Annotated in this window: 11 protein-coding genes and 1 riboswitch; of the genes, 10 read left to right on the top strand and 1 reads right to left on the bottom strand. The window is 71.0% G+C overall.

The features are described from left to right. The coding region (locus tag FWJ67_RS04170) for a TCP-1/cpn60 chaperonin family protein (protein WP_414482592.1) at positions 1-480 on the top strand (480 nt) is incomplete at its 5' end. A gap of 102 nt (positions 481-582) precedes the next feature. Here FWJ67_RS04170 and mdh read toward each other — a convergent pair. Further along, a complete protein-coding gene (mdh, locus tag FWJ67_RS04165) occupies positions 583-1,512 on the bottom strand; it encodes a malate dehydrogenase (protein WP_304172702.1) in 930 nt (309 codons plus the stop codon). 188 nt (positions 1,513-1,700) lie between these two features. Here mdh and FWJ67_RS04160 point away from each other — a divergent pair, with 188 nt between their 5' ends. From FWJ67_RS04160 to FWJ67_RS04120, 9 genes are all read left to right on the top strand, one after another. Continuing rightward, entirely contained in the window at positions 1,701-1,901 is a 201-nt protein-coding gene (locus FWJ67_RS04160; RefSeq protein ID WP_414481895.1) for a hypothetical protein, read from the top strand. A 7-nt stretch (positions 1,902-1,908) separates the two neighbouring features. Further along, a riboswitch (cobalamin riboswitch) is annotated at positions 1,909-2,110 on the top strand. Between the two features lie 97 nt (positions 2,111-2,207). Continuing rightward, a complete protein-coding gene (locus FWJ67_RS04155; RefSeq protein ID WP_414482591.1) occupies positions 2,208-3,131 on the top strand; it encodes an ABC transporter substrate-binding protein in 924 nt (307 codons plus the stop codon). Positions 3,132-3,482: 351 nt separating this feature from the next. Then, complete coding sequence (gene ileS / locus FWJ67_RS04150; protein ID WP_414481897.1) at positions 3,483-6,302, top strand: isoleucine--tRNA ligase; 2,820 nt, start codon at positions 3,483-3,485, stop codon at positions 6,300-6,302. Positions 6,303-6,360: 58 nt separating this feature from the next. Continuing rightward, entirely contained in the window at positions 6,361-6,681 is a 321-nt protein-coding gene (locus FWJ67_RS04145) for a DUF5665 domain-containing protein (protein ID WP_304172707.1), read from the top strand. Positions 6,682-6,706: 25 nt separating this feature from the next. After that, entirely contained in the window at positions 6,707-7,531 is an 825-nt protein-coding gene (locus FWJ67_RS04140; RefSeq protein ID WP_304172709.1) for a TraR/DksA C4-type zinc finger protein, read from the top strand. Then, positions 7,416-7,985 carry a signal peptidase II gene (locus tag FWJ67_RS04135; protein WP_414482590.1) on the top strand — a complete coding sequence of 190 codons (570 nt, stop codon included), beginning with the start codon at positions 7,416-7,418 and terminating at the stop codon, positions 7,983-7,985. Before FWJ67_RS04140 ends, FWJ67_RS04135 begins: the two co-directional genes overlap by 116 nt. Next, entirely contained in the window at positions 7,946-8,947 is a 1,002-nt protein-coding gene (locus FWJ67_RS04130) for an RluA family pseudouridine synthase (protein ID WP_414481899.1), read from the top strand. The genes FWJ67_RS04135 and FWJ67_RS04130 overlap by 40 nt, the downstream gene beginning before the upstream one ends. Before the next feature lie 261 nt (positions 8,948-9,208). Next, complete coding sequence (gene pyrR / locus FWJ67_RS04125; RefSeq protein ID WP_304172715.1) at positions 9,209-9,766, top strand: bifunctional pyr operon transcriptional regulator/uracil phosphoribosyltransferase PyrR; 558 nt, start codon at positions 9,209-9,211, stop codon at positions 9,764-9,766. Positions 9,767-9,796: 30 nt separating this feature from the next. Further along, on the top strand, positions 9,797-11,086 hold the full coding sequence (locus FWJ67_RS04120) for a solute carrier family 23 protein (protein WP_414481900.1): 1,290 nt from the start codon (positions 9,797-9,799) through the stop codon (positions 11,084-11,086). The last annotated feature ends 84 nt before the right edge of the window (positions 11,087-11,170 follow it).

Raw genomic sequence — 11,170 nt, 5'->3', positions numbered from 1 at the left:
GTCGGCGCGGCCACCGAGGTGGAGCTGAAGGAGAAGAAGCACCGCATCGAGGACGCGGTCCACGCCACCCGGGCGGCGGTGGAGGAGGGCGTGGTGCCCGGCGGTGGGACGACCTACATCGACATCCTGCCCGCCTTGGAGCAGCTGAAGCTGGAGGGCGACGAGCAGGTCGGCGTCAACATCGTGAAGCAGGCGCTGGTGGAGCCGCTCCGGCAGATCGCCAACAACGCCGGCTACGAGGGCTCGGTCATCGTGGAGGAGGTCCGCAAGGCCGAGCGGGGCATCGGCTTCAACGCCCTCAGCGAGAAGCTGGAGAACATGATGGAGGCGGGGATCATCGACCCGGCCAAGGTGACCCGGACCGCGCTGGAGAACGCGGCCAGCATCGCCAGCCTGGTCCTCACCACCGAGGCGCTGGTGGCCGAGATTCCCGAGAAGGAGAAGACGCCCGCTGGGCCCGGGGCCGACATGGACTTCTGAGCCCGCCCTGGCGAGCGCGAAACGAGGCGGCCGAACGGCCGCCTCGTCTTTTTGTGGGCATCCCATCGCCGCGGGGACACCGGACGGGGATCACCCCGACCGTCAGAAGGAGAGCTTGGCGAGCGGCTCCCGCACCGACTGAACCGAGCGGCGGAAGGCCTCCTGCTCCTCGGGGGTGAGTTCGATCTCCACCACCTTCTCGATCCCCTTGCCGCCCAAGATGACGGGAACCCCCACGTAAATGTCCCGCTCGCCGTACTCGCCGTCCAGGTAGGCGATGGCCGGCAGGAGGCGGCGCTGATCCCGCAGGATCGCCTCCACCATGTCCGCGGTGGATGCGGCCGGGGCGTAGAAGGCGCTGCCGGTCTTGAGCAGGTTGACGATCTCGCCGCCGCCCTTCCGGGTCCGCTCCACGATTCGGTCGATGGTCTCCCGGGGCAGGAGCTTCTCGATGGGGATGCCGCCCGCGTAGGAGTAGCGGACCAACGGCACCATGGCGTCGCCGTGGCCGCCCAGGACGAAGGCGCTCACATCTTTGACGGAGATGCCCAGCTCCTGGGCGATGAAGGTGCGGAAGCGGGTAGAGTCGAGCACGCCCGCCATCCCCATGACCCGCTCCTTGGGCCACCCCGAGATCCGGTAGGCGGCGTAGGTCATGACGTCGACGGGGTTGCTCACCACAATCATGAAGGCGTTGGGCGAGTACTGGACCACCTGCTCGACCACGCTGCGGATGATGTTGAAGTTGGTCTGGAGCAGGTCATCCCGGCTCATCCCCGGCTTGCGGGCCACACCGGCGGTGATCACCACCACGTCCGAATCCCGGGTGTCCTCATAGCTATTGGTGCCGATGACGTTCACGTCGAACCCGGCCACCGGGCCCGCCTGCAAGAGGTCCAGGGCCTTCCCCTGGGGGAGTCCCTCCACCACATCGACCAGCACCACATCGCCCAGGTTCCGGGAAGCGATCCAGTGGGCGGTGGTGGCGCCCACGTTGCCGGCGCCTACGATGGTGATCTTCTTCCGAGCCATCCTAACCCCCCTGTTCCGAGCCCACCCGTGTTGAGAGCCGCATCACGGACAGTGTACCAATTCCTGGAGTCCCCATCAATCGATGGGCCTCGCTCGGGGAAGGTCTCTCCCGGGGAAGGACGAACCTTGCAGGAAAAGATTGGGAAGGGTCATCATCATTCGGAACACGACGGAGGAGGCGAGCGGCGATGCGGAGGGTGGTCCCTCCCCAACCGGACCTGGAGGCCCTGGCCCGGTCCTTCTTCCAACTGCTGGAGACCGACCGGTCCAGCGAGCTCTTCCTGGCCCGCTTCCAGGAGGTGGATCAGGGCTTGGAGGCGGCCCTCCAGGCCCAGGAGGCTGGGATGGCCCGCCGGCAGGAGGCGGCTGGCGGGGCAGCGAAGCCCTGATCGTCTTCCATCGTTGCAGGCGGGGGGTGCCCGGCCGGGAGACCTGCCGGGAGAATAGGGAAGTCGTCATCCGGCTTCGGCCGGAGAAGCGCGCGGGCCCGCCACTGTGACCGGGGAGGCGCCCGAGCCCACTCGCACCCGCGGGGAAGGGCCGGGCAGAGGCCGAGGATCCGGGAGCCAGGAGACCTGCCCCCTGCCGCCGGCTCACCTGCGTGGGGCCAGGACGAGCCGTCCTTCCTGGCGCGCGCCCCGGGCCGGGGCGCTGGTCGTGGCGGGCCTGCCATCGCCTGGTGGAGGTGTGCAGCCATGCTGGTCCGATCCGGCGCCCGCGCTCTGGGGCTCCTCACCCTCGTCTGGGCCCTCGCCCTCCTTGGGGCCCCTGCTTCGTGCGCCCAAGAACCGCTCGTGGTCGAGGACGTGCTGGGGCAGCGGTTCACCTTCGAGCAGCCGCCCCAGCGGATTGTGGCCCTCTCGCCGTCGATCACCGAGAACCTCTTTGCCGTCGGAGCAGGGGAGCAGGTGGTGGGGGTGAGCGCGTACAGCACCTACCCGCCCGAGGCGGCCCGCCTGCCCGTCGTCTCCGACGCGGTCCAGGTCAACCTGGAGCGGCTCCTGAGCCTGGAGCCCGATCTGGTGGTCGGGGACATGCAGGTGGTCCGGGCCCACGTGGAGCGGCTGCAGGCCTTGGGCGTGCCCGTCTTCGCGGTGGACGTGCCCGACCTGGAGAGCCTCTTCGAGACCCTGCTCCTTCTCGGGCGGATGACGGGCCACCAAGAGACGGCCCAGGCCCTGGTGGAGGGCCTGCGGGCACGGGTGGCGGCGGTGGAGGCCCGGACCGGTCACCTGCCTGCCGACCAGAGGCCTCTGGTCTTTGTGGAGGTGTGGCATGAGCCCCTCATGACCGCCGGCCCCGGAAGCTTCATCGACGAGCTGGTCACCCGGGCGGGCGGCCGGAACCTGGCCTTCGACGCCCCCACCCCCTGGCCCACCTACAGCGTGGAGACCGTCCTGGCCCGGGACCCGGAGGTGATCCTCCTCACCAACCGGTACCGGGAGGAGGTGCTGGCCCGGCCCGCGTGGCAAGAGGTGCGGGCCATCCAGACTGGGCGGGTCTACGAGGTGGAGCCCGACTGGCTGACCATCACCGGCCCCCGGCTGGTCGACGGCTTGGAGGCCCTGGCCCAGCTCTTCCACCCGGAGCTCTTCCCGGCGGAGGAGGGGCCCAATTGACGGGCAGGACCAGCCGTGGCTATAATGGGAGCCACATGAAGACGGCTGGGTAAGGCGCCGGGCTCAGGAGGCGGCCCGGCGAGCCAATGGCGATGAAGAGGCGAGTAGGGGCGGCCTCCCCGGAACGAGCGAGCCGGGAGGGTGGGAGCCGGCTCCGGGCCCGTCCCGAAGATCCCCTCGGAGCTGCTCCGCTGAACGGCGGCTAGGGCTCAGTAGGCGGGGCCGGTTGGGGCCGTTACCCCTTTCGAGTGGGAGCGGTCGGCTGACCGCTCCAAGACCGGGTGGTACCGCGGGAGTGTGGACTCTCGTCCCAGGGGCGAGGGTCTTTTTTTGTTCGGGAGGGCGGAAGGCATGGACTACCAGAAGACCGTTCAGTTGCCGACGACTGACTTTCCCATGCGGGCGCAGCTGGCCAAGCGGGAGCCCCAGCGCCTGGAGGCCTGGCGGGAGCAGCGGCTCTACCAGAAGCTCCAGGAGCAGCGGCGGGCGGCCCGGCCCGACGGCCCGGACTTCGTCCTGCACGACGGGCCGCCGTACGCCAACGGCCACATCCACATCGGCACCGCCCTCAACAAGATTCTGAAGGACTTCATCGTCCGGGTCCACGCCATGGAGGGCGAGTGGGCGCCGTATGTGCCCGGCTGGGACACCCACGGCCTGCCCATCGAGCGGGCTGCCTTGCTGGAACTGGGGGTGGACCCGGAAAGCCTCGACCCGCTGGAGCTGCGGCAGAAGTGCCGGGAATACGCGCTCCGCTTTGTGGAGGTCCAGCGGGAGGAGTTCGAGCGGCTCGGGGTCTGGGGTGACTGGGAGCACCCCTACCTCACCCTCACGCCGGAGTACGAAGCCCGGCAGGTGGAAGTCTTCGGCGAGATGGCCCGCCGGGGCTACATCTACAAGGGCCTCAAGCCCGTCTACTGGTGCCCCGAGTGCCGCACGGCCCTGGCCGAGGCGGAGATCGAGTACCAGGACCACCGCTCGCCCTCCATCTACGTCGCCTTCCCTGTGGAGGATGCCCGGGGGCTCTTTGAGCCCGAGGGCGCGGCGGTGATCATCTGGACCACCACCCCCTGGACCCTGCCGGCCAACAAGGCCATCGCGCTCCACCCCGACCTGGAGTACGTGCTGGTCCGGGTGGGCGAGGGGGCCCGCTACCTGGTGGCCCGGGGGCGCCTGGAGGAGGTCCAGAAGGACCTGGGCTGGGAGGCGGTGACGGAGGAAGGGGCCTGGCGGGGGGCGGAGCTGGAGGGGATCGTGACCCGCCACCCGCTGAAAGACCAGACCTCGCCGCTCATCCTGGGTGAGCACGTCACCCTGGAGCAGGGGACGGGCGCGGTCCACACCGCCCCCGGCCACGGCCTGGAGGACTATGAGGTGGGGCTCCGCTACGGCCTCGAGGTGTACGCGCCCTTGGATGAGCGGGGCCGCTTCACCGGGGAGGAGCCCCGTTACCAGGGGCTCCCGGCCCAGGAGGCGAACGAGCGGATCCTGGCCGACCTGCAGGCGGCGGGGCGGCTCCTCCACGCGGGCCAGCTGGTCCACTCCTACGCCCACTGCTGGCGCTGCAAGAACCCCGTCCTCTACCGGGCGACGCCCCAGTGGTTCGCCTCCATCGACGCCTTCCGGGAGGCGGCCCTGGCCGCGGTGGACGGCGTCCAGTGGGTGCCCGCCTGGGGCGCCGAGCGGATGCGGGAGATGGTGAAGGACCGGCAGGACTGGTGCATCTCCCGCCAGCGGGTCTGGGGCGTGCCCATCCCCGTCTTCTATTGCGAGGCCTGCCAGGAGCCCATCATCGAGCCGGAGACCATCGCCGCCGTGGCCGACCTCTTCCGGAAGGAAGGGTCTGACGGGTGGTTCACCCACGAGGCGTCGGAGATCCTGCCCGAGGGCTTCCGCTGCCCCCACTGCGGCGGCGATGCCTTCCGCAAGGAGCAGGACATCATGGACGTCTGGTTCGACTCGGGCGCGAGCCACGCCGCCGTCCTGGAGGACCGGGGCCTGGGCTGGCCCGCCGACCTGTACCTGGAAGGCGGCGACCAGTTCCGCGGGTGGTTCCAGTCCTCCCTCTTGACGGCCGTCGCCACCCGGGGCCAGGCCCCCTATCGGAAGGTGCTCACCCACGGGTGGGTGCTGGACGGCGAGGGGCGGGCCATGCACAAGTCCTTGGGGAACACCATCTCGCCCCTGGAGGTCTGCGACAAGTACGGGGCCGATGTGCTGCGGCTCTGGGTGGCGGCCAGCGACTACCAGAGCGACGTGCGGGTCTCCGACGCCATTCTGGAGCAGGTGGCCGACGTCTACCGGCGGATCCGGAACACCATCCGCTTCATGCTGGGCAACCTGGCCGACTTCGACCCTGCCCGGCACCGGGTCCCCCGGGAGGGCCTGGAGCCCTTGGACCGCTGGGCCCTCCACCGGTACCGGCGGCTGGTGGAGCGGGTCCGGAGCGCCTACCAGGAGGATGCCTTCCACCTGGTCTACCACGCGGTCAACAGCTTCTGCACCGTGGAGATGGGCGGCTTCTACCTGGATGTGGTGAAGGACCGGCTCTACTGCGAGGCGGCCGACGCCCGCAGCCGGCAGGCGGCCCAGACGGTCCTCTATGAGGTGGTCTCGGGGCTGATCCGGCTCATCGCGCCCATCCTGGTCTTCACCGCCGACGAGGCCTGGGAGCACCTGCCCGAACAGGCCAGGACCCAGCCCAGCGTCCACCTGGCCACCTTCCCCGGGGTGGAGGAGGAGGCAGGCTTGGAGCTGGAGGCCGGCGAGGAGGCCGCCTGGGACCAGCTCTTGAACCTGCGCCACGCCGTCTACCAGGCCATCGAGGAGGCCCGGGACCGGCGGGAGGTGGGCGGCAGCCGGGAGGTGTCCGTGGAGCTCTACCTCGCCCCCGAGGCGGGCGAGCTTAAGGCGAGCCTGGAGGCTTTGGGGGATCTGGCCGAGCTCTTCCTGGTCTCGGAGGTTCGCTTCCACGAGGGGCCGGCGCCTGCAGAGGCGGCCGCCATCCGGCTGGGCCAGCTGGAGGTGGGGGTGCAGGTGCGCAAGACCGCCCACGCCCGCTGCCCCCGGTGCCGCCGGAACCACCCCACCACCGGCCAGGACCAGCGCTTCCCCGAGCTCTGCCTCCGGTGCGCCGCGGTGGTGGCCAGCCTGGAGCCCGCCGGCTCGTGAGCGGCGGCCCCCGCGTGCCCCGGGCTCCCTTCGGGGAGCCTAAGCCCGGGGGGACGCGGTGGGAGGTCCAGCGCGGCGTCGGAAGCGGAAGGCGGTCCTCCGGCACTTGGTGCGGCAGGTGAGCGGGATCGCCCGGCGCATGGAAGAGGCCCACATCGCCGAACTGGTCGATCTCTACCGGAACCCCCGCCGAGCGCTCTTATGGCAGCTGGGCGGGGGTCTTTTTCGGGGCGTGGGCATCGGGATCGGCTTCACCCTGGTGACGGGGCTGATCGTCTACCTCCTGACCCAGCTGGCCGCCCTCAACCTGCCCCTGATCAGCGGCATCATCGCCGACATTGTGCGGATCGTGGAGCTGGAACTGCGGGTGGGCCGGTGAGCCCCCCGGTGGAGGAGGGGGAACGGTGGAGAGGCGGGCGCCCATCGATGAAGGGCGGGCCCGGGAGCTCCTCGTGAAGGAGCGGGAACGGCTGGCCAGCCTCTGGGAGCAACTGAACCGGGAGGGCATGGGCCAGAACTCCCTGCGGGAAGGCCTGGCCGAGCTCTCGGTGGTGGATCAGCACCCGTCCGATCTGGGGTCGGAGACCTTTGAGCGGGGGAAGGACCTGGCCCTGAGGGAGACCACCGGGCGGTTGCTCGCCCAGGTGGAAGCGGCCCTGGAGCGGCTGGACCGGGGGGAGTACGGTGTCTGCCAGGCGTGCGGGCGCCCTATTGAGGCGGAGCGGCTGGAGGCCCTGCCCGCCGCGGAGCGGTGCCGGAGCTGCCAGGAGGCGATGGAGCAGGAGCCGCCGGAAGCGGCCCGCTCCCGGCCCGTGGAGGAGGAGAGCCTGCCCGCCTCCTTCTCCCGGCTCTTCGGGGATGAGCCGGAGGATGTGGGGCTGGAAGGGGAGGATGTCTGGCAGGAGGTGGCCCGCTTCGGGACGGCCAACACGCCCCAGGACATCCCGGGAGCGGTCGACTTCGATGACGCCTTTCTCGAGGGGGAGGAGCCCCAAGGGGCGACCGAGCCCGTGGAGGAGATCCCCGACCTCCGGGGGAATATGGCGACGGACTGGGAGGCCCTCTACCCCGAGCCCCGGCCCGAGGCCGAGCGGACCCGGCGGGGAACACCCCATGGGGACCGGCGGCCCCAAGCGGATGGGGAGGACGAGGCGCTGGTGGCCGGCCTGGACATGGATCCGGACCTGGCCGACAACCTGGACTGGGACGAGCCCGAGCGGGACGGGTGAGGGCCGGGCAGCCTGGCCGGCCCTGGCCACCGCGCTGGCGGTCCTGCTGCTGGATCAGGCCCTGAAGGGGGCGTTGCTTGCCGGATGGGTTCCCCCGGCCCGCCTCGATCCTGGGCTGGCGGTGGTGGTCAGCCTCAATCCGGGCGCGGCCGGAGGGCTGCTCACCGGCTGGGGCCCCCTTCTGGGCGCGGCCAGCCTGGTGGGGGCGGGGGTGCTCCTGGTGCTGGGATCTTCCCCGACCAGCCCTCGGCACGGGCTGGCCGTCGGCTTGGTGGCGGGCGGGGCCTTGGCCAACGGGCTGGACCGGCTCCGCCTGGGGGGCGTGGTCGACTGGCTGGTGCTGGGGGATCGGCTTGCCTTGAATCTGGCCGATCTGGCCCTCGTGGTCGGGGTTCTCCTGGGGGTGGCGGCCGGGTGGCCAGGCGGCACGACGAGGAGGGAACGAAGGGGCTGAGGCCCGAGGCCCGCCCGCTGGGGCTCCCGGCGGGGGGCGAGCGGCGGGTGTGGCAGGTGCGCCCTGAGGAGGCGGGCCTCCGCCTCGACCAGTTCCTGGCCCGCCGCGAGCCCCAGCGCTCCCGGGCCTTCTGGCAGAAGCGGATCGAGGCGGGGGACGTGCGGGTCAACGGGCAGGTGGCGCCCAAGAAGGCCCTCTTGAACCGGGGCGACCAGGTGGAGGCGGTCATCCCGCCGCCCGAGCCCGACTGGATCCGCCCCGAGCCCATTCCCTTGAACATCGTCTACGAGGACCCCCACCTGATCGTGGTGGACAAGCCCGCGGGGATGGTGGTCCACCCCGGGGCCGGGCAGAAGGAAGGGAGCCTGGTGGCCGCGCTCCTGGCCCACTGCGGGGCCCTCTCCTCCGTGGGCGGGCGGATCCGCCCGGGCATCGTCCACCGGCTGGACAAGGAGACCTCGGGGCTGCTGGTGGCGGCCAAGAACGATCGGGCCCACCTGAGCCTGGCCCGCCAGCTCCGGGCCCGCCAGGTGCTCCGGATCTACCGGGCCATCGCCTATGGTTTCGTGGAGCCGGAGAAGGGGATCATCGCCCTGCCCATCGGCCGGCATCCCACCCAGCGGGTGCGCATGGCCGTCCGGCCCGACGGCCGGCCGGCCATCACCCACTTCCAGGTGCTGGAGTACCTGCCCGGCCCGCCCCGGTGCACCTTCCTCCAGCTCCGCCTGGAGACGGGACGGACCCACCAGATCCGGGTCCACCTGAGCCACCAAGGCTTCCCGCTGGTGGACGATCCCGTTTACGCGCCGGGCCGGCCTGCCTTGGGTCTGGGCCGGCAGGCCCTCCACGCGGCGGAGCTGGGCTTTGAGCATCCGGTGACGGGGGAGTGGCTCCAGTTCCGCTCACCCCTGCCCGAGGCGATGGAGGCCCTCTTGGAGCGCTTGCGGGGTGGGCAGGGGTGAGGCTCGCCGGCCCGCCCCGGGCTGGGCCGGCGGGAACCCGCCGGGTGCCGCGCGCCACCCCCTGGACAGCGCTGCCGCTCTCGGCTATACTCACCCCAGACCGGTTCCTTTAAGCTGGTCCAGTGAGGCCGGCAAGGAGGCAACTCCATCACGACGCTCTGGCTCGCCAGAGGCCCCGCACGCGCGGGGGCGCGCCTTCTTGCCGCGGCAAGAAGGTTTTTTTGTGCCGTGGTGAGGGTGCCCAGGGTGGGAGGGATCGGTATGGACTGGCGGGAGAAGGCGGAGATCCTCGATGCCGACGGGATCCGCCGGGCTCTGGTCCGGATCGCGCACGAGATCTTGGAGCGGGGCCGCCGGGGGGAGGCACTGGCCCTGGTGGGGATCCGCACCCGGGGGGTGCCCCTGGCCCGGCGGCTGGCGGGGTACATCGAGGCCATCGAAGGGGCTCCCTGCCCCGTGGGGGAGCTGGACATCACCCTCTACCGGGATGACCTCTCCCGGATCGGACCCGCCCCGGTGGTCCACCAGTCCCAGGTTCCCTTCCCCGTGGGCGAGAAGCGGGTCGTCCTGGTGGACGACGTGCTCTACACGGGCCGGACGGCCCGGGCGGCCATGGACGCCGTCATGGATCTGGGCCGCCCGGCGCGCATCCAGCTGGCCGTGCTGGTGGACCGGGGCCACCGGGAGTTGCCCATCCGGGCCGACTTTGTGGGCAAGAACGTGCCCACCTCCCAGCAGGAGATCATCAGCGTCCGCCTGCAGGAGACCGACGGCGAGGAACGGGTCGTCATCCTGGAGCGGGCCGGCGGGAAAGGCTGAGGGCCGGCCTGCTCGACGAGGAGGAAGACCATGTCCAACAACGTGCGCCTGCGCGTCGGCGACCGTCCCCCCGTGCTCCAGATGATCCCTTTGAGCCTCCAGCACCTCTTCGCCATGTTCGGGGCGACGGTGCTGGTCCCCATCCTGACGGGTCTTGACGTCTCGGTGGCCTTGCTTACCAGCGGCTTGGGCACCCTGCTCTTCATCGCCATCACCGGTGGCCAGATTCCCGCCTACCTGGGCTCGTCCTTCGCCTTCATCGCGCCCATCATCACCGTGGCCGCGGCCTGGGGTCCCGCCTACGCCCTGGGGGGCGGGGTGGCCGTGGGGCTCGTGTACGCGGTGGTCGCCCTGGTGATCCGCTGGGTGGGGGTGGGCTGGCTGGAGCGGCTCCTCCCGCCCGTCTTGGTGGGGTCCCTCATTGTGGTCATCGGTCTGGGCCTGGCGCCCGTGGGGGTGGAGATGGCCGGCCTCGCCAAGGAGCAGGTCAGCCTGATGGACACCGACGTCCAGATCGCCCTCTTCACCCTGCTGGCCGCGGTCCTGGCCGCCACGTTCCTCAGGGGCTTTCTCGCCGCCATCCCCATCCTCATCGGGATCGTGGCCGGCTACCTCTTCGCCCTCCTCCGGGGCGCGGTGGACCTCTCCCTGGTCCGGGAGGCGGCCTGGATCGGGCTCCCTCAGCTGACGTTCCCCGCCTTCTCCTGGAAGGCCATCGCCGTCTTCCTGCCGGTGGCGGCCGTCACCCTGGCGGAGCACCTGGGTGATGTGCTGGTGCTGAGCCGGATTGTGGGCAAGGACTTCTATAAGGAGCCGGGCCTCCACCGGACCATCCTGGGGGATGGGCTGGCCACGTCGCTGGCCGGGCTCCTGGGCGGGCCGCCCAACACCACCTACGGGGAAAATGTGGGCGTTCTGGCCATCACCAAGGTCCATTCGGTCTGGGTCATCGCGCTGGCCGCCGTCTTCGCCACGGTGCTCGCCTTCGTCCCCAAGTTGGGGGCCATCGTCCAGAGCGTGCCGGCGCCGGTGATGGGCGGGGTGACCATCATGCTTTTCGGCGTCATCGCCTCCAGCGGGATCCGCACCCTGGTGGAGAGCGGCATCGACTTCAGCCAGACCCGGAACCTCCTCATCAGCTCGGTGGTGCTGGTGTTGGGCATCGGCGGCGCCACCATTGGGCAGCTGGGGGGCATGGGCCTGGCGGCGGTGGTGGGCATCCTGCTCAACCTGATCCTGCCTCTGCCCGAGCCGGAGGCGGCGGGCGCGCCGGTGGCCGAGCGGGCGGCTCCCGCGCAGGAGGCGACGGAAGGGGCCTGAGGCGACGGACGGCGCGGCAGCCCGAGCGGGGCGCGGCGCGGAGCCAGGGCCGGTGGCTGAGAGCCCTCGTTGCTACCGGCCCTG

The organism is Limnochorda sp. (genome assembly GCF_047459355.1).
Classification (GTDB): domain Bacteria; phylum Bacillota; class Limnochordia; order Limnochordales; family Limnochordaceae; genus Limnochorda.
Note: the sequence above shows the minus strand (reverse complement) of the source record. Positions and strands in the feature narration are given on the sequence as shown.

Bases quoted from the DNA above. Each gene is read 5' to 3' on its own strand.
- mdh (WP_304172702.1), bottom strand. From the start codon at position 1,512: ATGGCTCGGAAGAAGATCACCATCGTAGGCGCCGGCAACGTGGGCGCC.
- FWJ67_RS04160 (WP_414481895.1), top strand. From the start codon at position 1,701: ATGCGGAGGGTGGTCCCTCCCCAACCGGACCTGGAGGCCCTGGCCCGG.
- FWJ67_RS04155 (WP_414482591.1), top strand. From the start codon at position 2,208: ATGCTGGTCCGATCCGGCGCCCGCGCTCTGGGGCTCCTCACCCTCGTC.
- ileS (WP_414481897.1), top strand. From the start codon at position 3,483: ATGGACTACCAGAAGACCGTTCAGTTGCCGACGACTGACTTTCCCATG.
- FWJ67_RS04135 (WP_414482590.1), top strand. From the start codon at position 7,416: ATGGGGACCGGCGGCCCCAAGCGGATGGGGAGGACGAGGCGCTGGTGG.
- pyrR (WP_304172715.1), top strand. From the start codon at position 9,209: ATGGACTGGCGGGAGAAGGCGGAGATCCTCGATGCCGACGGGATCCGC.
- FWJ67_RS04120 (WP_414481900.1), top strand. From the start codon at position 9,797: ATGTCCAACAACGTGCGCCTGCGCGTCGGCGACCGTCCCCCCGTGCTC.